The sequence below is a fragment of the Nocardia sp. NPDC003693 genome (genome assembly GCF_053981095.1).
Genome location: NZ_JBSFNO010000037.1, coordinates 13,359 through 35,323, shown reverse-complemented (window position 1 = coordinate 35,323; position 21,965 = coordinate 13,359). Strand labels below are relative to the sequence as shown.

Here is a 21,965-nt window from a genome sequence, read left to right as displayed (position 1 = left end):
AGGATTCGCAACTTTGCCGAAAGGTGTGTAAGAGATGGTGGAGAGAATACAATTTTCGGATATTGAACGGGTCGTAGTTGATTTCTTGGCATTTCAACTCGCGGAGGCAGGTGCGGGAGCCACGGTCGTCAAGACGGTTTCCGAGCCGCGCCTTGGACGTGTGGTGAGGGTGGCTCGGAATGATCGCAAGGCCCGGTTGGATGTCGAGGACAGAGTGGGGCGTCGTGGCGCTCACCTAATCCTCGACCGCCCCCGAATCGCCTTCGAATGCACCGACGACGCCGGCAACGCGGCCGAACTGGCCGCGCTGGTGCGCAGCATCGTGAACGCCGCAGCCCCCGGCTACATCGGCCCCGTGTGGTGCGACCACATCGAGGACGCCGGCATGGAGAACGACACCGACCCGGTGACAGCCGCCCCGCGGTACACAATCGTCACCGACCTGATCGTGCGGGGAACAGTCCTCGCGTGACTCCCCCGAAAACGCGGGAGTAACAACTGAATACCCATCCCTAGGGCCTGCGCAACATTCCCAAGGGAGATAAGAAAATGGCTCTGCCCTCCAGCAAGTTCATCGGCGCCGGCACCCCGAACATCGCCGTTACCGGTGGTGTTCTGGTCGCTCCGCTGGCTTCCGCGCTGCCGACCGGCGCGGCCGGCGTCATCGATCCCGCGTTCAAGGCGCTCGGCTATGTGTCCGAGGACGGCATCGAATCGCTGGGTGAGCGTCGTATCGAGTCCGTGAAGGACTGGAACGCCGACATCATCGCGCAGCTGCAGACCGAGCACTCGGTGCGTTTCGGTCTGACCCTGTACGCCGTGTGGGACAAGGACGTTCTGGGCGAGGTCTTCGGCCCGAGCAATGTCGTGCCCACCGCCGCCACCGCCACCACCGGTGCGCTGTACACGGTCAAGGAGACCGGTACCCCGCTGCCGCGTCGCTCGTGGGTCTTCGACATGGTCAACGAGGACAAGAAGCTGCGGATCGTGCTGCCGAACGCCAAGATCACCGCGGTCACCGAGAAGAAGTTCGTGTCCACCGAACTGGCCGGCTTCACCATCACCGTCGAGGCGTTCAAGGACGACTCGGGCGTGAAGGCGTACCGCTACCTGGACGACGGCATCAAGACCGTCTGATCCCGGCGGTCCCAGCGACCGTCTCAATTCCGGCGGCATCAGCCGCCATTCCCTGACAGGGCTCGATTCCGTATGGATCGAGCCCTGTCGGCTGACGGCACTCAGCTGTCCAAAATCCCCCAACGGCGGCGGTTATCAAACCTATGCGCAGGCCCGCCCGCCGCCGTTGGGACCTTTTGCTCTGAACACCGTCACGACCTTCACAATCCGAACTCGAAAGGGTCTGCGTAACAATGACTTCCCCCAAAGCCCCCATCACCATCGCCACCCCGACCAAGGTGAAGGACGACTTCTTCTACCGCGTCAACGGCGTCGAGATCCAGCTGCCGTCGCTGTCCTACCTGAAGCCGGGCCTGGTGCGCCGCATTCGCCGCCTGGGCGATGTGGACGCGATGTACACCCTGCTGGAAATGGCTGTCACCCCCGAAGCGCTTGCGGCCCTGGACGATATGGATCCGGACGCCTACCACGAAATGCTGGAGGCCTGGCGCGCGCACTCGGGTATCAGCCTGGGGGAATCCTAGGCCTCGATGCTCTGATCGAAGAGCATTCCGAGGCAATCGAATACGACCTGATCGCACTCGGCCTCCGGCTCCGCACGCTCGGCCAGGAAACGCTGACCTGGGGTGACCTGCGGGCCATAGTCAGGTGCACGCCAACGGATTCCGCGTTCCAGCGCTCCGCCAACCCGGACGCCTATCGCTGGCAGTTGGACCAGTATCTGCTCGCGGATATGGCCGACTGCCTGCGCTGGCTGGTGTGGTCCAAGACCGATGACGCCAGGAACGGGCGCAACCGGCCCGAGCAGATCGCGCGGCCGGGACTCGAATCCAATCGCGAACGGGTCGGCACCGCCATGGGCGTCAACCAGATGAACGAGTTCCTCGGCTGGGGCTGAAGAGTCCATGGGCTCCATCGCCGGTGGCCGGGCACGCGAACAGTCAGCCCAGAAAGTGGATGTGAATTGTGGACAAGCAACGCCCACCGGCAATGAACCTGCCGGACATTCTTGCGATGACAACCAGCGGCCGGCCGCCGTCGGGGAAGAAGATCGCACTTCCCAGCGGCGCGGTATGGGAGGGCGGTCCCACCCCGGGGACCTCGCTCATCACCCTGCCCGACGAGGATCCGATTCTCGTCTCCGAGGACGGCGGGATCGCGCCGAACGCCATCGTCGGCCGCACCGGCCCCTTCGGCGCACTGACCCGAGCCTTCGAGGAGGTGCTCGGGCATGTGCCGAGCTTCTTCACGAATCGGATGGCCTCCGAAGCCCTCAACCTATTGCGCGGCGTAACGGAACCTGCGAACACCGAGACCGAAACCCGGATTCTCAAAATCAGTTCCAAGACCACGCTGCTCAATCCGGGGAAGCGGAGCGGAAAGCCCGGCTCGGGCGAGACCATCGTCGAAGAGATTCTGGGGCAGGGGAACTCGGCGGGCGATGCGCCGATCCCCATTCGCCGGGCCTACGGCGGCCCCATCCATCGCGAAGAGCAGGCCCTGCTGCCCGGCGGCATGATCACCGGGTCGGGCGGCTCCACCGAGGACAAAGTCCTGGTGGCCGCGTCACCCGGTGAGTTCGTGGTCAATGCCGCGGCGGCGGACAACGTGCTGCCGCTGCTGGAATTGCTGAACTCCGGCTGGGTGCCGTCGGCGCAGTTCCTGACCGGAATGCTGAACGGGGTCGGCTCCGCCGATCCATCGGCCACGGCGAATCCCGGTCAGTGGCGCGACATGCTCGGCCAGGGCGTGGTCGCGGACGCCCTGGGCAGCCTCGGCAACGCCGCGATCGACGCGGGTGCGTGGGCCGGATCCGCGGTGGGTTCGGCGCTGTCGCCGCTGTTCGCACCCGGTGGGCCGCTGGCCGCACAGCCGGGCGCGGGTTCCGCGCCGTCGGTGCAGAGCCCGCAGTCCTCGACTGATTCGCCGATGCCATTGACGGCATCGATGCAGGCCACACCTTCCGGGATGCTCGGCAATCTCGCCGGTTTGACCGGTGGAGCGGGTGGCGCGGCCGGTGTCGATGCCACCGAATTGGGCTCTCTCGGAGCAGCTCTCGGATCCGGCGTCACCAGCGCCGCGACCGTGGCCGGTGGTCGCGTGGGTGCGGCCCTCGGCGAGGTCGTCAGCCGGATGCTCGGTCCCGCCGGTGAGATGGCTCCGAAGATCGGCGAACAGCTGGGCCAGCTGATCGGCTCGAGGTTCGGCGGTGAGCTGAACACCTCTATGACCCTGCGCGCGGAGCTCGGCGGACAGCCTGGCACCAGCCTCGGATCGAGTAGCGGACTCGGCGCCGGAACCACTGGTGGCGAAGGCATTCCGTCGGTCACCGACGGCACACCCGTGGATACGGGCTCTGGCCCGGAACCCACTTCCGGCGACAGCGGCGACCCCAATTCCGTTGTAACCAGCGCCGGGCCGTCCGCTACGACAGGTGGTGGAACCGAGGATTCGAGCACGGCTCGCTGGCAGTACATACCGCCGAGCGCGGATGGTAGTACCAACGGCGGTTGGGCGTACCTGACCCCCATCCCGAACGTCGACCGGACCGGTCTGCCCCGCGATATGCAGCTGTCGGCACTTATCGAGGACCAGCCCGACACAACTCGCTGGGTGAGTGGCACCAAGAGCCTGAGTTCGATTCTCGGCGGCAATTCAGACGCCCAGGAGCTCAAAGACGAAAGGCACCGGTACAACCCCAGCGAAGGAAACTTCACCGATCTGGTCAAGCTGGCTGCCAACGACTGGGGAACCAATGTCGGCAACCTGCTGAAGCCCATTTTGGGCGATCAAGCACCGGAAGCCCTGGGCAATCTCGCGCAATCGCTGCTCACGCCCCTCGGGGAGGCATACAGCGCGGCCGATCCCGACAAGAACTGGACGAACACGCTCGGCCAGTGGATCAGCAACCTGACGGGTGTCCCGTGGAAGCCAACCGGCACCGGCGGCTCGAGCACCGCCACCCAAATGACCAACGAACAGCAGATCGGCTACAACGCACTGACTTCCGCTGTCTCCGGCCTGCAGCAACACGGCCTGCTGGGCGGCCTGACCGGAGCCATCTCCGGCGCGGCTTCCACCGCGGGCAGCGTGGTCGGCGGCGCGATCGGCACCGCCATCGCGCCCTTCCTCGGCCCGGCCGCCCCACTCGGCCCCGTCATCGGCCAGTTCCTGGGCTCGATGGCCGGCGGCATGCTCGGCGGCCAGCTCACCCGCCGTATCGAATGGGCCGGAAACGCGGTCAAAGAGCTGGTCGGAACCGGTTTCGGGCTCACCGATCTGGCCGACGGCCCGGGCGGCCACACCGTCCGCGGCGATATCTACAACTTCAACGGAACAGACCCCAAAAGCGCGTCTATCGCGGTGGAGCGGGTGCGCCGGCGCCGGGCAGTGGCGCAGCAACGCGGAGGAGGCATGGGGCGATGACCCACCAACTATTGGAAACCCACGGCACGAAGGTCGTGCTGTGGGACGTGAACGGCCGGGTGTGGCATCTGTCCGGCACCAATGCCGGGCGCGAAGGCGTGCGCCTGTCGCAGCAGGCCGGATACATGTTCGCCCCCGTGCAGCTGCTGATCTCGGAAGGCGCGCGCCAGGACGGCGCGACCTTCGTCCGCTCGGTACGCGCGAAGAAGGAATGGGACTTCCTGGTCGTCATCTCCGGCGACGCGAAAGGCGCGGGCGCGGACCCGATTCGGGACTTCCACGCCGTGCACGACGCGTGGTTCCGGGGCTGGTCCACCGATAAGCCGGTGACCGTCGGGTACTACACCCGCCACCAGGGCTGGCGATTCCAGCAGGCGCAGTTGGATTCCGCACCGGAACCGGTCGGCGACATCGATCCGGCGCGCAACGCCACGGCCGGCTACAAGATGTCGGCCACGGCGATGGATCCGCTCGAGCGGCATTTCGACGAGAACCAGGTGTGGACCAACACCTCCGGCCTGGACGAGGGCATCGTCCGGCTGCGCAACGCGGCCGACCAGCCCGTGTGGCCGCGCTACACCATGAGCGGACCCGGGCGCTGGTCGATTCTGGATCCGTTCGAAGGCGACCTGCTGCGTATGGTGCAGACCCCGACCCTGCAGGCCGGCGAGACGCTGCGCATCGACACCCATCCGCGGCATCGGACCGCGCTCGTGTACACCGGTAGCAACTCGAAGGGCCGCAATGTCTGGGGCCAGCTCGCCGGCCGCCGCTGGCTGCAGCCCATGCAGCCGTGGAGCACCACCGACATCACCGTGAAGGTGGAGGGCGGTACCACCGCCTCCAGCATCGTCGCGACCGTCACGCCCCGATCCTCGAGGCCGTTCTGATGAGCGCGGCCACCTGGGATCCGCACGCCGAAGTGCGGCGGATGGACGAGGCGTTCCAGGCGGATCAGGAACAGGCGCGCAATCCCGATGTGCTGGTGCGCTATTGGAACAAGTTCATGCAGGAGGTGGGGGAGGAGCACAGCTACCTCTCCCTGGAATTCACCTACCCGCGCAATTCCGCGGGCGGCCTGAAGATGATCTGCCCCCGGGACATGGTGCACTTCGATCACCTGTTCAACAACGAGGACGGCGAAGACGCGACCATCCCGATCACCGTGAACACCAAGGGGTTCCGGTGGGACGGCTATATCACCAAGGCTTCCATCGTCCGTGACGACAACGGCGTCGAGACGGTCGACATCGAAGCCATCCACGCCTGGAATCACATCGCGACGATCTGCTGCTGGGCCTCGCCGTTCGCCCCGGTGCTGGCCCAGTTCCCCCGGCACCACATTCTGTTCGGCCCGGTGCGCACGCTGGTCACCACGTATCTGACGATGAATCTGATGCGGTTGCAGGCCCCGGGCTGGGCGCCGACGAACGCCGACGGCAAGCCGATGTGGGAAGGTGTCGGCGATTCGCTGTTCCCCATCGCCGTCGTACCGGTCGATCCCCTGCACGACACCAGCCGCTGGAGCGCCGCGTCGGCACGATTCGATATGGCGGACAAGCTGTTCCAGCCGATGCTCGAGGATTCCGGCGTCATGCTCACGGCCCGGTTCTTCCTGCCGGGCGAGGATGAACAGCCGGCGCCGCAGTGGTTCTTCCTGGACAAGCCGACCGTGGTCCTGGAGACCGTCGACAAGTCCGGCGTGACGGGCGATACCGGCACCCTGCTGGACGGGATCAAGTCGTGGATCGAGGAATTCGCCGATGACGGCACCACGCCGAAGCGCTATCCGAAGTTCGATTCGACCACCGAGTACGAGGCCGTCTACGGCCAGCCGGGCAAATTCGGCACCACCAAGAACTTCCCCTGGGTCTGGTACTTCGAAGGCGAATACTCGGGCATCGGCGCTTCCGAAGTAGCACTGCACAAGCCGACGGCCACGGACATCATCATCGGCGGGCGTTCCCCCGGCTGGGTGAACGCCGGCATCGAAGTCGTGATCAAGGGCCTGCTGTCGCTGATTGGTCTGGACTTCCTCTATCGCGGCCAGCTCAACGACGTCTTCCTCGCCTGGATGGTGTACCGGGACTCCGAACGCGTCCGGCGCGCCGGGCCCTATGCCTTCCGCGAGCTGTACATCACCGGCAGCGACAAGGCCTTCAACCTCGACGGCCTGGTCGCCGCACGTCAGGGCCTGCACCTCACCCGCGGCTACACCAGCCACAAGGTGACCATCGAGGACAACGCACCCTATCTGCTCGGCCGCGACTTCGGCCTCGGCGACCAGATCGGATTCGCCATGGGTCAGCTCGTGTTCACCGACTATGTCACCGAGCTGACCTTCACCGACAACCGCGAAACCGCGGCGGTCTGGCAGATCACGGTCGGCGACGGATCCGACGAGGAGGACTCGGTGGTCAAGGCCTGGCAGCGCCTGGGCCGCTTCGCCTCCGCCATCAAGGATCTGTCCACCGATGTCGGCGCCGATCTCGACCTGCTCATCTTCTAATCCCGCTGAGAGGAAACACCATGGCGGACATCAGCTTTCCCGCCCATCTCACCGTGGATCGTCAGCCGGACGTGGATGGGCTGCCGATTCTGAACGCGACATTCACGGTCTCGGACGAGGTGGCGGCGCTCGAGCTGCCCACGGGTCCCGTCGGCCCGCGAGGGCCGAAAGGGCGTCCACGCACCACATTCCGGAAGATGGGAGCGATCGCCAACGCCGCGGCCCGGCCCACCGGTCTGGGCGTGGACGATCGCGGTAGGTGGTGGCATCGGACCGACGACGACGGCATGGACGTCTGGGACGGGACTCACTGGCAGCATTCGCCGCACGCCGTCGGCCCGCAGGGGCCGGTCGCCGCGCGCAATACGATCGACGTCGCACCGACGGTGCACAATCCCAAGCTCACGGTTCCCGCTGTGGAACTCGTCGGCAAAGGCGCCGATCAGCAGTTGAAGGCGACCGCGCCTGCGGGACTTCAGGGACCCAAGGGACCGGCTGGGGTATCAGGCGCCATCGTCAGCTCGCCGGACTACGACGATTCCACCAGTCCGGCACCCGGGTCCGTCTTCGCCTATCACCGTGCGTCGCAGCAGTTCCGGCCGACTCCGCCGCCGCTGGGCACCGGTCCCTGGTCCTGGTTCGGCAACGAATTCGCCGGTGATCAGGAACCCGACGTCCCGGAATTGACGGTCGGAAACTTCACCGTGCCGGCGCAGTCGTTCGCGTGGCGTCCACTCGTTCAGGGACACGTCTACTACGGCGGCGCCAGCCCGACGGAGGTGACGGTGCGCCTGAACTATCCGACGGGTGAAGTGCTGGCGGCAACCCGCCCGAGTCAGGGCGGGTACCTGTATCTGCCCCTGCTCCCGACCTATCGCGAGGACCAGACGGTCAAGACGCTCTCGCCCACGTCCACCTTCGCCACCGTTCCGGCCGGTCAGCCCGCGAAGTTCGTGGTGCAGCTGACCCGGCTCCCCAATGGCAGCGGAAAAATCTGGTGGTCGCGCGGCGGAGCGTCGCTGGTCGTCCACGCTCAGCCCCTCTGAAGGAGGTGACATGTCCACCGTAAGTGAATATTTCGATTCGACGCTGGTGCGCGGCATCGACGAGGGGATCGGTTCCCCCGGGGTCGTGCAGTCGTTCCACGGGACCCCGCGTGACGGGGCACTCGAACTCATGACGGGAACACCCGGGCCGCTCGGGCCGCAGGGCGAACCCGGCGCGGCCTTCCGCTGGGAAGGCGACATCGCCGATCAGGCCGCTCTGACCGCGCTGGCGACCAAGCTCGGGACCGCGCAGGCCGGCAAGACCTGGCGGGTACTGGCGACCAACACCCTGATGTACTGGAACGGAACGAGTTTCGACTCCTTCGCGGACGCGTTCGGGGCGCCGGGCCCGGATGGTCAGCCGTGTGTGCTCGACATCGGGACGGTCGAGACCGGACCCGTCGGCTCGGACCTGGCGGTCACGATCACCGGGACGAAGCCGAACCTCGTGCTGAATCTGACCGTGCCGCAGGGCGTCAAGGGTGAGAAGGGCGTTCCGGGCGGTCCCGGACCGATCAGGCAGGCGCCGGACTACGCGAACGGCACGCACGCCGCACGCATGGTTCCCGCATGGGACGGCGCGGGCCAGAAATGGAAGCCGCGTCCGCACCCCGGTCTGCGCGGACCCTGGTCGATCATGGGTACCCAGGCCTGGGACGGCGGTGCGGGGTTCGCCCCGTCCATCACCACCACCAATGCCACCCCGATCACCGTCGCACAGCTGAAAATTCCCGCGCAGGATGTGGATTGGCGTCCGGTGATCACCGGCGGCGTCCTGGTCTACACCTCCGAAGCCATCGGCAACTTCAACACGCGTATCGACGCCGAAGTGCGCATCGATGCCGCGAACGGCCAGATCGTCGCGCTCGGCGCCGGCTTCCCCTTCGGCGCCGACAGCTACTGCTACTTCCAGCCGCACTTCGGCACCCAATCCATGACCCCGGAAAGTCCCGTCGGGCTGATCCAGGCGGGCCGGGCCATCACGTTGTACGTCGTGCTGGCGCGGAATCTGGGCGGCTCCACCTACTCCTACCGGCAGGACAGTGCCCAGATTCTCTGCTGGGCGCGACCTGTCACGGCCTCGTGAGCCGGAGAGCACAATGACCAACGAACAGCACATCGTCTACGACGACAACATCATGATCACCATGCACGGTGTCTCCGATTCGATCGGACTCCCGTACACCGTGAACCCGCTCGAACTGGTCGATCGGGAGGCTCTGATCGAGCTGCGCGAAGGTCCCGCCGGCGGCCTCGGCCCCGAGGGCGACCCCGCCCGGCCCTGGCAGTGGCGCGGCGACGCCGCGAATCCCGCTGCGCTGCAGGCCCTGAATCTCACGACGGCCGACGCACGTTCCGCGTGGCGGGTCGTCTCGGAGAACGCCATCTACTACTGGACCGGCTTGGAGTTCATCGCCTTCGCCGATGCGTTCGGGCAGCAGGGCAAGCCGGGCCCTGCGAACGTCCTGACGGGTTCCGCTGTCGCCGGTGCGCCCGGTTCGAGCGCGGCGGCGCAGATCACGGGTTCCGCACCCGGCCAGCACCTCTCGATCACCTTCCCGCGCGGTGAGCGCGGCGACGCCGGGGATCCGGGAGCCGCAGGCCGCATCCAGGACGCCGACGACGTCCTCATCGACGCGGAACACCCGCTCGGACAGGACTATCTGCTGGCGTGGAACACCACGCTCGGCAAGTTCGTCCCCACCCCGAGTCCGCGACCGGGTGGTCCGTGGGCGGTCGCGAAGAATCAGTTCTCCGGCGGCACGAACCTCAACGACCCCAAAGTCCTTGCGGCCATCACGATTCCCGGACAACCGACCGCGTGGCGGCCGCGCGTGCAGGGTTCGGTACGGGTTCGCCCGGAGGGCGGCGGGTTCGGTACCCGCGCCGATGTCGAAGTGCGAGTCGGCGGCCCGAGCGGCGCCCTCGTCGGCTACGGCTACGGCTACGACATTCAGAACTGGGACTGGGCACTGATCGGCCCGCGGTTCGACTTTCCACCAACGCAGGCGAACGGATTCGGTGTCATCCAGCCGAATCAGACCATCACGTTGTATGTGATCGCGAAGCGGGTCAAGGGCGATCGGTCGTTCGCGGTCGACAACACCGGGGCTCAGCTGATCGTCTACGCGGATCCTGTCTGATCGGCGGCCGTTCGGGCCCGATCACGCGCCGCCGGCGTCGAACTCGGCGCGAGGCGCGTAGACAGCGCTTTCTCTCACGGTTCATCCACGAGCCGTTCTGTTTGCTTCGCGGGCACGCCGACGTCGGCGTGCCCGCATTCTCGAAAGGACCAATCTCATGGCTGATCTTCCTCCGCTGAAGTACGGCAAGGTCATCGGACGCTTCCTCGCCAATGTCGCCGACGGCCCCGATCTCGGCGATCTGCCGGAGTTCCTGCCGCTGGCGGGCAGCGTCACCTTCACCGCGGACGCGCCGAAGGTGCTCGTCGCGGGCGCTCAGCCGGCACCGGCTACCTACGTGCAGCTGCCCGAACACTATGTGTGCCAGCTGGACGAATTCGGCTACCTCACCTGGCGGGGCAAGCGCGGCGTGCGCCTGGTCGCGCCGGGTGCGGCGACCAATCCGACGGAATGGACGTGGCGGGTCTCGTTCGACCTGAACTACGACGGCCGTCAGATCCCCATGGACGCATTCAATTTCGAGGTCGGCGAGTACGTGGCCGGGTCGAACCCGGAGAATCCGGATGAGGGCTCCTCGGGTCTGGTCGATCTAACCCTGGCCGCTCCGGTGCCCGCCAGCGCCGGCAATGCCGTTGTCCGCGGTGAGCGTGGCGCCGGGGTGCAGATCGACGGTCAGGTCGCCGCGTACAACCAGCTGCCCGCCGCTCCGGCCGAGGGCACGCAGTACGTGGTCACCGCCGATGGGCTGCTGTACGTGTACCACGCGGCCGCGGGCGGGTGGACTCCGAACGGTCAGGGCATCGTCATCCGTGGCCCGGCGGGCACCACCGCGTGGGCGGGCATCACCGGCAAGCCGACCACCTTCGCGCCGACCATCGGCGCGACCGCGACGACCGCGGTCGCCGGTGACGACGCACGGTTGAACGATGCCAGAACCCCACTGCCGCACGCGCATCCGGCGAGTCAGATCTCCGACTCCACCGCCACCGGCCGGGCCGTCGTGACCGCTGCGGACGCAGCCGCCGCGCGCACGGCGATCGCGGCGGTCGCCAGCACCGACACCAGACTGACCGACGCGCGGGTGCCGACCGCCGCCGGGCAGATCTACGACATCGCGTTCAAGTCCCACACCGGAACCCGCGCCGTGGGCGCGGGCAATGTGATGCCCGAGGGTCTGCGCATCGAGCGGGCGATCAGCATCTCGTCGATCACCTATCGCGGCGAGACCGCGGGCACCGGCAACCTGGTCGCCGAACTCCGCAAGAACGGCACCACCGTTCCCGGTACCGCCGCCACCATCGCGGCGGCCGGGCACGCGACCGACACCGTTGTCACCACCGGTACGCCGTGGGCCTTCGCCGTGGGCGATCGGCTCACCGTGTTCATCACCACCGCCGACAGCCCGGCGGGTAAGGGGCTGCAGGTGAGCCTGAAGGGGGTGACTTCCTGATGGCATTCATCGTCGTCACCGGCGGAGAAGGATTCATGCCGTCCGGCATGACCAAGAACGGTACGTTGAAGATGAGCGCGACCTGGACCGATGTCGCTTCGTGGACGGCGGATACCACGGGGTACCCGGGTTCGAATCTGTCAGGCAACGGTGTGCGTGTGCAGGGCGGCAACGGCAATGCCACGATCACCGTCAACCTGCCGTTCTCCGGCGGCACGAACGCTCCGACGCAGCAGGCGCGGATCATGGTCAACAATGTCTTCCTCGTGAACGGACCGCAGGTGCCGACAGCGAACTCGGGCACGCTCACCGCAACGGCCACCGGGGTCACTCTTGCCGACGGCGACGTGGTGACGGTGCAGGCCATGTGCACCGCGCAGTTCACGAACTGGGAGAGCACCATATCGGCAGGCACCGGCACTTACGTGCGAATCACGTAGGGCGGTAACCCATGTCCTGGACCGGAGACCCGACATGGCTCGCGGATGTGCTCCGCGAAGCCGGACTACGGGTCATCGAACATGACGGCTGGCGCGAGCGCGGTCACGGAGACTTCCGTGACCTGCGCGGCGTGCTGTGCCACCACACCGCGGGCGGCGGCACCCAAGACTGGCGCATCGTCCAGTACGGCCGCCCGGACCTGGAAGGCCCACTGGCCCAGCTGGTTCTGGAACGCGACGGTACCTACCGCGTGATCGCGGCGGGTGTCTGCTGGCACGCGGGCCGGGGCTCCTGGCCCGGCTGGCCGACCGACAACGCCAACTACCACGTGATCGGCATCGAGGCGGTCTCCCGGGGCGACGGATCCGATTGGACCCCGGCGCAACTCGACGCCTACAAGCGTGGCTGCGCCGCGATCCTGTCCCGCATCGGCCGCACCGCTGACGACTGCGTGGCCCACCGCGAGTACAGCCGCGAAGGAAAAATCGACCCCGCCGGCATCGAGATGGATTCGTTCCGCCGCGATGTGCAGGCCTTCATCGACGGAGAGGACGCGCCGATGAGCGCAGCCGAAGTCAGTCAGATTCAAGAGTTCATCACCGCGTACTGCGGCCCGATCGGCGCCGACGTGAAGGACATCCGCGAGCAGCTCTGCGGCGAGTCCCAGCGCGACACAGGCGAGTTCGACGGCTGGCCCCAGCTCGGCAACCGCACCCTCGTGGACGCGGTCGCTGACATCCTGACCCGCCTGGAACACCTGGAGAAGTAGGAGGATTCATGCCCGCGAGCTCACGTTCCGTCTCGGCATGGACGCCCGGGGCACCCCGAACGCCCTCCCAAACCGGTAGCGCCCGCCGCGTCGGAAACGTCTACAACTTCAACAACATGGCCGAACAGGCCACCTTCCAGCGCGTGCAGCGCGTCAACAAGGGCGTCGCGATCAAGCGGGCCGCGAAGCAATAGGCCGGCTCGACAGCCACTTCCGAAGCCGAGCCGGCAGCGCAGCTCGAACTTCGACGGTCCGGTGCACCCAACTCCCCTTCCGCTTTTTCCATTCCGTGTACGGAACCTGGTCCTGGCAAAGGGAGCGGCGCTAGAACCACGTGGTTCGCTTACTCGCTTGCTTCGGGTTGGCTTCGGCAGGCCGGAATCAGGCGCAGCAGCCACCACGGCCGGTCTGGGAACTCCGGGCTGTAGAGGCGAACGAGCAGCGGGTGGACCTCGTTGTCGGCGGGATCGCGGACCAGGATTCGATCGCGAAATTGGTCGGCCTCCGGAATCGTGGTCGCCCACATCCGTTCCCACTCCGGGGATTTCCCGCAATTCTCGATCAATTCGAGGGTGTGGACATCTGTGGACGGATCGGGCGTCAGGGTCCGGAACGCGCAGACCAGGCGGTGGGCCTCCTGGCGCCACTGTGGGACGACCGCCGGTGCCGCCGGATTCAGCAGGATCCACTCGATCAGGTTGGTTCCTGGACCGGTGCCCGGGAAGGCGTGTTCGAACGCCAGGTTCACCGCCACGGCGGTGAACGCCGGTATCAGGAAGAAGCCGGCCGGGTGGCCCAGGCTTTCGAGGTCGTCCAGGTCAGCGGGGGTCGGCACCGGTGTCGGCGCGTCGTCCGTGGTCAGCATCCCCGGCAGGCTCAGGTTCAGGATGTGCCGCCGTTGCAGTGGCGGCACGTTCAACCCGTCGAACAGGATCCGCAGGTTCGCCAGCGTCGTCGGCCTGGTCCCCTGTTCGATCTTCTCGATCAACGACACCGACAGGTTCACCCGGCTCGCGAGTTGCTCGCGGGTCAGGCCGGCCGCCCTTCGCTGGTGGCGAATGAATGCACCGAATGGGTTGCCGGACAACGTTTTTCACCTGTCTGCCGGGGATGGGGAGCTATTCGTTTATGAGTCCTCGCACGGATTGTGTGGACGGGGATCGTTGACCGCGTCTCGTCTGATCTTGAATACTAGAACATATGTTCGAACGATAAGCGATTCGGTAAGCGTGTCTTCAGTGGTGAGGGCGTGGTTGCCGGCGTGGCTCGATTGGGAGGCGGTCCGGTGGGCTGGATGGGCGAATGCACTGGCGACAGAGTTGGGTGGGCGATGGCCGCCGCGGGGGTGGGGCGTGGGACGCTCGCCGCGCGGACCGGTCTTCCCGAGAACCTCCTCGCCGCCCGGCTCGCAGCGCCCGCCTCGTTCCGGCTCGACGAACTCGCCCTCGTCGCCTCGGCGGTGGACAGGCGAGTAGTGGAGCTGTTGCCCTGTGTTCGAGGGCCGGCGGGGGATGTGTGTGGGAGTTGTGGTGGAACGAGGTCCGGGAGCGGCATTGCGCCGCACTCGCGAAGTAGTGGATGGGTTTGATTGACGAGAGCGGCACTCCCGAATGGGGGTGCCGCTCTTTGGCATTTGTGTTGTTGATGAATTGGGGAGAGGGCTGGGGATGGGTTGGGGATAAGTGGCGCTGGGGATTCCGGGGGGCTGGGGAGTGGTGTGGAGAGGCCGGGTGGGTGGGTTTCGGCGCTGGTGAGGCGACCCGCTTCGGATCAAACGTGATGTGCGCCATAGGTATGACTAGGTCGCTATCGGAATATCCCGGGGTCATCGGGTATTTGCGACCCAGTCGGTGCAGGTCGGGTCGAGTTGTGGTGGGGGAGAGCTACTTACGGGTAATGCGGGGAGTTGTGGAGATGTTGTGATTCACTTGATTTCTGTCGGTGGAATCCGATAGAAGTTAATCGTTGACAGGCCGCGCATTCGGCGCGGCGGGGTCGGGGAGATCGGGGTTCAATCATCATGATTCGTTCGTTCAAGAATGCCGGCCGCAAGGTGCTCGTGGGTGCGCTGGCCGCGGGGGCTGTTCTCGCCGGAGCCGGTGTGGCTTCCGCGAATGCCGGTATCAACGCGGCCGAACAGCCGGCCGTTGTTCAGCAGGTCGCCGTCGAGGTCGCGCCCGTCGCGCCCGCCGCCGCGGCGCCCATTGCCACCGATCCGAATGCGCAGAATTCGGATCCGCTGGCGAATGCCGTCGCGACCGGCGCTGCCGGTGGCGCGATCATTCACGCCGTGCTCTGCCTGCTGGTTCCGGGCGCCGGTTCCGTTGCCGCTCCGGCCTGCGCGGTCGGTGGCGCGCTGAACGGCGCACTGCTCGGCCTGCTGGTCGGCGCGCTCGCGCCGCAGGTCGTGCCCCAGGTCCTGCCCTGATACATCGGGCATCGAGAGTTTCACCCTGAACGATACGAACCCGACGGGGTTCGGTCGGTTCGAACGAATCTGACGAGGTCCGTTCGAATTTCTGAGCACCGCGTGCGGCCGCGACTGACGAGGAGCGAACGCGCGTTGCGCTCACGGGCAATACGTATCGGAACTTCCGACGGGGAGTGCCGTGCGTATTGCTTTGCAGCCCGGATTCCGTGGAATCCGGGCTCTTTTCGTTTCCGGGGGAGTTCTCCCGAGGGGACCTGTGAACCCTGGGGATGAATCCGAATTCCCGAATTCAGGACAGCGAGGTGTCGCCCCAGGATTCGGCGAGGGTGCGCAGCAGCGCCGCCAGCTGATCGCGGTCCGTGGGGACGAGCTCGGCGAGCAGGCGGGCCTCGTTGGCCACGTGCAGGGGGAGCAGCTCGTCGACCAGGGCAACCCCCTTGGGCGTCAGGTGAACTCGGATCGCGCGGCGATCGACCGCGTCGGGGAGCCGTTCGACCAGACCCTTGGCTGCCATGCGGTCGATCCGGTTGGTGATCGCGCCGGAGGTGACCATCGCCGCCCGGTTGAGCGCGCCCGCCGTGAGGCCGGTGTCCGAACCCGCGCGGCGCAGGGTCGCCAGCACGTCGAACTCCCAAAACTCCATCCCGTGCGTGGCGAAGAACGTGCGGAACTCCTGATCCAGGATGCGTGACAGGCGGGTCAGCCTGCCGAACACCTGCATGGGGGAAACGTCCACGTCGGGGCGCACTTCCCGCCACGAGTCGGTGATCAGATCAACGGCGTCGGGCACGACCGCTCCTCTCGAGTCAGATAGTTCAACGTTCAGATACTTGACGCTGAAGCATGTGGGTGCTTTTATCTCAACGTTGAGATTATCAATGAGGAGCTAAAGATGACGAGCAACCGCACCGGAGTCGCTTCCTACGCCGGAACCCTGGCCCTCACCGGCCTCGCACCGCTCGTGTGGGGCTCCACCTACGCGCTGACCACCGAGTTCCTGCCCGCGGACCGCCCGCTGTTCACCGGCCTCATGCGGGCCCTGCCCGCCGGTCTGCTGCTGCTCGCCATCACCCGCACGCTCCCGCACGGCGGCTGGATCTGGCGGGCCGGCGTGCTCGGCATGCTGAACATCGGCGCGTTCTTCCCGCTGCTGTTCCTGGCCGCCTACCGCCTGCCCGGCGGCGTCGCCGCGGTCCTCGGCGCGGCCGCACCGCTGTTCGCGCTCGGCCTGGCGGCCGTCGTTCTCGACGAACGGCTCACCGCCAGAAAGATTCTCGCGGCGGTGATCGGCATGACCGGCGTCGGCATGGTGGTGCTGCGCTCCTCGGCCGCACTCGACACCGTGGGTGTGATCGCCGGTCTCGCCGGGGCGGCGTCCATGGCGACCGGCATGATCATGACCAAGCGCTGGGGTCGGCCCGAAGGCGTTGGGCCCCTTGCGATGACCGGATGGCAGCTCACCGCGGGCGGCATCATGCTGCTGCCGCTGGCACTGCTGATCGAAGGCGCCCCGCCGGCCCTGGACGGCCGCAACATCGCGGGCTACCTGTTCCTCGGACTGGTGGGAACCGCCGCTGCCTACGCGATCTGGTTCCGCGGGCTGGCCAAGGCGAATGCCACCTCGGTCACCTTCCTCGGTCTGCTCAGCCCGCTCTCGGCCGCCGTCATCGGCTGGGTCGCGCTCGGCCAGTCGCTCGCGCCGCTGCAGATCCTCGGCATCGTGATCGCGCTGGGCGGCACCCTGCTCGGTCAGCTCGCCACCGCGCCGAAGGCGGTCGTCGCCGCCGTCGAGGAGAAGGCACCGGAGCGCGTCGCGGCCTGACAGGCCGGAATCACATACCGGCACAGCTAATTCGAACGAGCACAGCCACCCCGCGAACCTGAGTCCAAGGAGAGAAGTCATGCGTATCACCGTTTTCGGAGCCGCCGGTGGAGTCGGCGCCCGGGTCGTCGCCGAAGCCCTGAGCCGCGGCCACGAGGTCGTCGCGGTGTCGCGGAATCCGCAGCGCCTGAGCGCCCTGCCGGTGGCGGTGGAACTGCGGGCCGGTGACGCAGCCGATCCCGAACAGGTCGCCGATCTCGGCGCGGACAGCGATGTGGTGATCAGCGCGACCCGCCCGGTTCCCGGTCGCGAACACGAGCTCGCCCGGGTCGCCGCCGCGCTGCTGGAAGGCTTGGGCGGCACCGAGACTCGGCTGTTGGTGGTCGGCGGCGCGGGCAGCCTCACGGTGCCGGGGACCGGGCTGACCCTGGCCGAGCAGCCGGACTTCCCGGCGGACCTGCGGCCGATCGCCGAGGGCTGCGATCGGCAGCTGGCGGTCTTCCGGGACCACGCGGGCGCCGTCGACTGGAGCTACCTGAGCCCTTCGGCGCTGCTGGAGCCCGGCGTCCGCACCGGCTCCTACCGGCTCGGCGCGGACGACCTGATCTCCGATTCCGAAGGCAATTCCGCGATTTCGATGGAGGACCTCGCGGTGGCGCTGCTCGACGAGGCCGAACGGCCCAAGCATCACCGCGTCCGGTTCACCGTGGGGTACTGACGCGGCGCGTGAAAGCCCGAGGGCCCCGGGCGCATTCGCACCCGGGGCCCTCGATGATCACACCCGTCAGAAGACGCGGAACCCCGCGCCGACGCCGCCGCGGCGGTCGATGTCGGCCAGCACCATGGCGATGGTGGTCGAGATCTCCGGCTGGTGCAGGATGTCGCCCGCGCCCTTGCACGGCGCGAGATCGACGGTGATGGGCCCGAGTTCGAAGTCCTGGCCCGCCACGACCATCCCGACCAGGCGATCGCCGACCAGCACCGGAGCGCCGGAATCACCGTGGTTCGCGCATACCTGGCTGCGGAAGTACGAGTTGTGCGTCTCCCAGACCAGGCCGCAGGTGTAGCCGGTGGTACGGCCGTTCTTGCAGGCCATGTCACCCAGGCGCGGCGGGGCGCCCAGACCGTTGATCGAGGTCGGCCCGACCTGGCGGGTGGGGCTCACCCGTTCGGGATCGAGCAGGATGACGGCCCAGTCGTTGCCCTCGCTCTTCTCGGCGATGACCCCGATGCCGCCGCTGCGGGTGTATTCGGCGGCGATGCGCGAGCCGACCTGTCCACAGTGGCCCGCGGTCAGGGCGACCAGGCGGTCGGCGCTGTCGTAACCGACGGCGGTCAGCGTGCAGTCGGCGGTGCCGCCGGTCTCGTCGATCTGTTCGACGTGCACGCCGGAGCCGCCGCCGAGCACCACGAACGGCGCCGCGTCCGCGGTACCGGTGATCAGCAGGGTGGAACTGAGCGCGGTAGCGGCGACAACCGCCCAGCGCAGGATTCGGGCACGGCCCGCAGAGAGCATTGTGAGAACTTCCCCATCCCCGGAAGACGAACGAGGCGCGTGGAAACCGGTTTTCGCCAGCGCGCCGTCGAATCGTTTCACGGGCTGTGACACGGGGGCAAGTCACTTCGGGAGATGACCGATTGCCTGCCCCATTCACGATCATGGCCCGCGCATACTGAATCGGGCTTGACCTTCACGTTACGTCAACTTGCATCCTGAATCGGTCGAGGTGAACGAGGGCGGAAAGGACGAGAAGTGGCAATCGAATGGTCCATTCAGGAACTGGCCAGGGCCGCCGGGACCACCAGCCGCACGCTGCGGCACTACGGTGAGATCGGGGTGCTCGAGCCGAGCCGGATCGGCGCCAACGGTTATCGCTATTACGACCAGGAATCCCTCGTCCGGCTCCAGCGGATTCTGCTGCTGCGCGAACTCGGGCTCGGCCTGCCGGCCATAGCCGAGGTACTCGCGGGCGAGCGGGACACCGCCGGAGCCCTGCGCACCCATCTGGAATTGCTGCGGCAGGAACAGGATCGGATCGCGCGCCAAATCGCCTCGGTGACCACCACATTGCGCAAAACGGAAGCGGGTGAGCCACTCATGGCCGAGGAAGTATTCGACGGATTCGACAACACAAAGTACAAGGACGAGGTCATCGACCGCTGGGGAAAGGACGCCTGGGAGAGCGGTGATCGCTGGTGGAGCGCCATGAGCGAGGCCGACAAGAAGGCGCACTTCCAGACCCACATCGATATCGCCGCGGACTACGGCCGCGCGCACGCGGACGGCGTCCCGGTCGAGAGCGATCGGGTGCAGGCCATCGTGCGCCGGCACTACGACTGGGTGACCACCGGCTGGCAGGGGAAGTGCCCGGCCCCGGAGTATTTCGTCAATCTCGGCGAAATGTATGTCGCGGACCCGCGTTTCGCGGTCAACTACGACAAGCACGGCGAGGGCACCGCGGTCTACGTGCGCGACGCCATGCGGGTGTTCGCCGAACGGATGTAATCCGACAGCGGGAATCGGCGGGTCCTTTCGGCGCTCATGCGCGGAAAGGACCCGCTGCCGTTCCGGTCACAGCCCCGAAATACGCCGTCGCCCAGGTCCTTCCCGGCCGGTAAGGTTCGCCCGGAACGAGGAGGGGGGACTCACCCATGAGTAATCCGTATGGACAGCCCTATCCGGGCAGCTACGGCTATCAGCAACCGGGGTACCAGCAACCCGCATATCCGCCACCGGGATATCAGCCCGGCTACCCGATGTACCCGCAGCTACCGCCCAGCGGCGCCACCGCGATCACCGCGGGCGTCATCGCCCTGATCGTCGGCATCATCGCCGGAATCGGCGGCGTCGTGATGGTCGGCGCCGCCGCGGCGCTGAGTTCGGAACGCGAGAAATACGGCCGTAGCAGTGCCAACGATCTGGAATCGCTGCTGATCGGCATGGGCGTGCTGGTGATCCTCATCGGCGCGTTCTGGTTCATCGGCGCGCTCCTGCTGTTCGCGCGGAAAACCGCCGGCCGCGTCATGCTGATCATCGCCTCCGGCCTCGGCCTCCTCGGCGGCCTGGGCCAACTGACCCTCGGCGAGTACAGCGGCCCGATCTTCGGCCTCGGCATCAGCCTCCTGATCCTCATCCTGTGCCTGGTGCCCGCCACCGGCCGCTGGATCGCGGCGGGTAAACGCCCGGTCCCGCCCGCCGGCTACGCCCCGTACCCCTACTACTGATTCTCCACGCACCGAAATCCGAACGGCCCGGGCGATATTCGCCCGGGCCGCTGTCGTCGGTACGCGTGGATCAGGCCGCGCACATCGACTGCATGACGCCCTTCAGGATCGGGGCGCCGTAGGTCGTCGGGGCGAACGCCAGGGTCTGGGCCATCGACAGGGGAGTCAGGACCGTCGAGGCCACGCCGGTCCAGCCGGCCACCGTATTGCCCAGTGTCAGCAGCAGACTCGTGGTGTCCAGGGCCAGGGTCACCAGGTCGAAGGCGTTCTCCACGCTCACGTCGCCCAGCGGCACCGTGTTCAGGGCCTTGCCCTCGTAGATGTCGAAGCCGAGGTTCGCCAGGAACGTCAGGGGGCCGTAGTCCAGGGCGGCGACCGCGGGGCCCAGTTCCTCGGTGCGGCGCAGCGTCAGCACGTCCGCCACCCGGTTCTCGCGCAGGAAGCCCTGCAGCGCATCGGCATTGGCGTGCACGGTCGCCGCGTCGACGCCCAAGCCGGGATGTGCGGCCAGGAAGGTCCGGGTGCGCTCGACCAGGTCCGAGGTCTTCAATTCGGCCAGCGGGGTGCACGCGCCGTCGGCGAGGGTGAGCTGGTTCGCCAGGTCCAGCAGCGGCTGCGGGACCTCCACCCGGGACTCCGACAGCTCGAGATGCAGCTTCTCGTAGGCCCCGGAAGTGTTGCAGCCCAGCGCGAGTTGCGCCTGCACCGAGCGGGCCAGCGACTTCACGCCGTTGAACAGGGCCCCGACGATCGGCTTGAGCACGAAGCCGACGGTCGGCACCAGGCTCGCGCCGAACTGCGCCGGGATCTTCACGATCCGGGTGGCCAGGATGAACACCTCGACCACGTCGTTCACCGACAGCGCCGAGACCGCGACGGTCTGGTGCAGCCGGCCGGTCCGGGCCGCGTCAAGGCTGTTGACCAGGTGCGTAACGATCGGGTCGTCCAGGTACTCCAGCCGCCCGCCGAACTCACCGGAGTGGACGGGCAGCGTCGCCCGGTGCACCCGCAGGGCCGCGATGGAGTGCCGGAACTCGTTCACCTGCCGGTCGTAGTCGGACAGCTGATGCGCCGGGACCGCGGTGCGCACGGCGGTGGCGGCGGCGGTGACGACGTCGTCGACCGTGGCCGCGCCCCGTCCGCACAGGCCGTCGGCCTCGGCGACCGCGACCCCCGCGAGGGTCTCGTCGGCGGCGCGAGCGGGTGCGGCCTTCGGGACCAGGGCCACGGTGCTCAGCAGGGCCGCGAGGGTGAGGGCGCCCGCGAGCGCGGCGCGGCGGGAGGGGGCGGGACGGGGGATTCTGCGCGGGGCGAGACGGGGGAACCGCATGGTGATGGATGTCTTCCGGTCGGGCGAGGGGCACGGCCGCGTACTGCGCACGGCAACGAACTGGACGGATGTTCAGCTCATGTGCGTATGTAATACAGCTCTCATGAAGCGCCCGTGCCCACTTTGGTGAATAGCGGGCAAACATCCCGCTGCCGGATCCCGATGGCCGGGATGACGCGCGCAGCTCGCGACCGCATCGCCGAGCGCGTCGGAACCCGGCCCGCCGGAGCCAACG

At 67.2% G+C, this 21,965-nt stretch carries 23 protein-coding genes; 19 read left to right on the top strand and 4 right to left on the bottom strand.

Features of this window, described 5'->3' with window-relative positions; genetic code table 11:
* Positions 1-34 precede the first annotated feature (34 nt).
* From ACWDOP_RS30780 to ACWDOP_RS30715, 14 genes are all read left to right on the top strand, one after another.
* Positions 35-472: a hypothetical protein gene (locus tag ACWDOP_RS30780; RefSeq protein WP_456347848.1), complete on the top strand. Its 438-nt coding sequence runs from the start codon at positions 35-37 to the stop codon at positions 470-472.
* 77 nt (positions 473-549) lie between these two features.
* Complete coding sequence (locus ACWDOP_RS30775; protein WP_456347847.1) at positions 550-1,137, top strand: phage tail tube protein; 588 nt, start codon at positions 550-552, stop codon at positions 1,135-1,137.
* Between the two features lie 233 nt (positions 1,138-1,370).
* Complete coding sequence (locus tag ACWDOP_RS30770) at positions 1,371-1,661, top strand: hypothetical protein (protein ID WP_456347846.1); 291 nt, start codon at positions 1,371-1,373, stop codon at positions 1,659-1,661.
* 185 nt (positions 1,662-1,846) lie between these two features.
* Complete coding sequence (locus ACWDOP_RS30765; RefSeq protein WP_354986452.1) at positions 1,847-2,035, top strand: DUF5361 domain-containing protein; 189 nt, start codon at positions 1,847-1,849, stop codon at positions 2,033-2,035.
* A gap of 116 nt (positions 2,036-2,151) precedes the next feature.
* The gene (locus ACWDOP_RS30760) at positions 2,152-4,563 is read left to right on the top strand and encodes a hypothetical protein (RefSeq protein WP_456347845.1); all 2,412 of its coding nucleotides are present in this window, start codon (positions 2,152-2,154) and stop codon (positions 4,561-4,563) included.
* Positions 4,560-5,453 carry a phage tail protein gene (locus ACWDOP_RS30755; RefSeq protein ID WP_456347844.1) on the top strand — a complete coding sequence of 298 codons (894 nt, stop codon included), beginning with the start codon at positions 4,560-4,562 and terminating at the stop codon, positions 5,451-5,453. Before ACWDOP_RS30760 ends, ACWDOP_RS30755 begins: the two co-directional genes overlap by 4 nt.
* Positions 5,453-7,072, top strand: a complete 1,620-nt coding sequence (locus ACWDOP_RS30750; protein WP_454200693.1) for a Gp37-like protein — start codon at positions 5,453-5,455, stop codon at positions 7,070-7,072. Before ACWDOP_RS30755 ends, ACWDOP_RS30750 begins: the two co-directional genes overlap by 1 nt.
* A 20-nt stretch (positions 7,073-7,092) precedes the next feature.
* Positions 7,093-8,118, top strand: coding sequence for a hypothetical protein (locus tag ACWDOP_RS30745; RefSeq protein ID WP_456347843.1), 1,026 nt, complete (start codon positions 7,093-7,095; stop codon positions 8,116-8,118).
* 10 nt (positions 8,119-8,128) lie between these two features.
* Positions 8,129-9,205, top strand: a complete 1,077-nt coding sequence (locus ACWDOP_RS30740) for a hypothetical protein (RefSeq protein ID WP_456347842.1) — start codon at positions 8,129-8,131, stop codon at positions 9,203-9,205.
* Positions 9,206-9,218: 13 nt separating this feature from the next.
* Positions 9,219-10,262, top strand: coding sequence for a hypothetical protein (locus tag ACWDOP_RS30735; protein WP_456347841.1), 1,044 nt, complete (start codon positions 9,219-9,221; stop codon positions 10,260-10,262).
* 157 nt (positions 10,263-10,419) lie between these two features.
* On the top strand, positions 10,420-11,712 hold the full coding sequence (locus ACWDOP_RS30730; protein ID WP_456347840.1) for a hypothetical protein: 1,293 nt from the start codon (positions 10,420-10,422) through the stop codon (positions 11,710-11,712).
* A complete protein-coding gene (locus ACWDOP_RS30725; RefSeq protein WP_456347839.1) occupies positions 11,712-12,152 on the top strand; it encodes a hypothetical protein in 441 nt (146 codons plus the stop codon). Before ACWDOP_RS30730 ends, ACWDOP_RS30725 begins: the two co-directional genes overlap by 1 nt.
* Positions 12,153-12,163: 11 nt before the next feature.
* The gene (locus tag ACWDOP_RS30720) at positions 12,164-12,922 is read left to right on the top strand and encodes a peptidoglycan recognition protein family protein (protein WP_456347838.1); all 759 of its coding nucleotides are present in this window, start codon (positions 12,164-12,166) and stop codon (positions 12,920-12,922) included.
* An 8-nt stretch (positions 12,923-12,930) separates the two neighbouring features.
* Positions 12,931-13,116 (top strand): hypothetical protein, encoded by a 186-nt coding sequence (locus ACWDOP_RS30715; protein WP_456347837.1) that lies wholly within the window; start codon positions 12,931-12,933, stop codon positions 13,114-13,116.
* 149 nt (positions 13,117-13,265) lie between these two features.
* Here ACWDOP_RS30715 and ACWDOP_RS30710 read toward each other — a convergent pair whose 3' ends face one another.
* Positions 13,266-14,009, bottom strand: a complete 744-nt coding sequence (locus ACWDOP_RS30710) for a helix-turn-helix domain-containing protein (RefSeq protein WP_456347836.1) — start codon at positions 14,007-14,009, stop codon at positions 13,266-13,268.
* Between the two features lie 933 nt (positions 14,010-14,942).
* Between ACWDOP_RS30710 and ACWDOP_RS30705 the strand changes: the two genes are divergently transcribed.
* A complete protein-coding gene (locus ACWDOP_RS30705; protein WP_379007949.1) occupies positions 14,943-15,350 on the top strand; it encodes a hypothetical protein in 408 nt (135 codons plus the stop codon).
* 292 nt (positions 15,351-15,642) lie between these two features.
* On the opposite strand, the gene ACWDOP_RS30700 is transcribed toward ACWDOP_RS30705, so the two are convergent.
* Positions 15,643-16,143, bottom strand: a complete 501-nt coding sequence (locus ACWDOP_RS30700; protein ID WP_456347835.1) for a MarR family winged helix-turn-helix transcriptional regulator — start codon at positions 16,141-16,143, stop codon at positions 15,643-15,645.
* 102 nt (positions 16,144-16,245) lie between these two features.
* On the opposite strand from ACWDOP_RS30700, the gene ACWDOP_RS30695 reads away from it, so the two are divergent.
* Positions 16,246-17,175: an EamA family transporter gene (locus tag ACWDOP_RS30695; protein WP_456347834.1), complete on the top strand. Its 930-nt coding sequence runs from the start codon at positions 16,246-16,248 to the stop codon at positions 17,173-17,175.
* 79 nt (positions 17,176-17,254) lie between these two features.
* A complete protein-coding gene (locus ACWDOP_RS30690) occupies positions 17,255-17,893 on the top strand; it encodes an NAD(P)-dependent oxidoreductase (protein ID WP_456347833.1) in 639 nt (212 codons plus the stop codon).
* Between the two features lie 66 nt (positions 17,894-17,959).
* On the opposite strand, the gene ACWDOP_RS30685 is transcribed toward ACWDOP_RS30690, so the two are convergent.
* Positions 17,960-18,691 carry a S1 family peptidase gene (locus tag ACWDOP_RS30685; RefSeq protein WP_454200680.1) on the bottom strand — a complete coding sequence of 244 codons (732 nt, stop codon included), beginning with the start codon at positions 18,689-18,691 and terminating at the stop codon, positions 17,960-17,962.
* A 237-nt stretch (positions 18,692-18,928) separates the two neighbouring features.
* Between ACWDOP_RS30685 and ACWDOP_RS30680 the strand changes: the two genes are divergently transcribed.
* The gene (locus ACWDOP_RS30680; protein ID WP_454200679.1) at positions 18,929-19,681 is read left to right on the top strand and encodes a MerR family transcriptional regulator; all 753 of its coding nucleotides are present in this window, start codon (positions 18,929-18,931) and stop codon (positions 19,679-19,681) included.
* A 146-nt stretch (positions 19,682-19,827) separates the two neighbouring features.
* Positions 19,828-20,400: a hypothetical protein gene (locus ACWDOP_RS30675; protein ID WP_456347832.1), complete on the top strand. Its 573-nt coding sequence runs from the start codon at positions 19,828-19,830 to the stop codon at positions 20,398-20,400.
* 70 nt (positions 20,401-20,470) lie between these two features.
* Here the strand turns inward: ACWDOP_RS30675 and ACWDOP_RS30670 are convergent, their stop codons facing one another.
* Positions 20,471-21,730, bottom strand: a complete 1,260-nt coding sequence (locus tag ACWDOP_RS30670; RefSeq protein WP_456347831.1) for a hypothetical protein — start codon at positions 21,728-21,730, stop codon at positions 20,471-20,473.
* Positions 21,731-21,965: the final 235 nt, after the last annotated feature.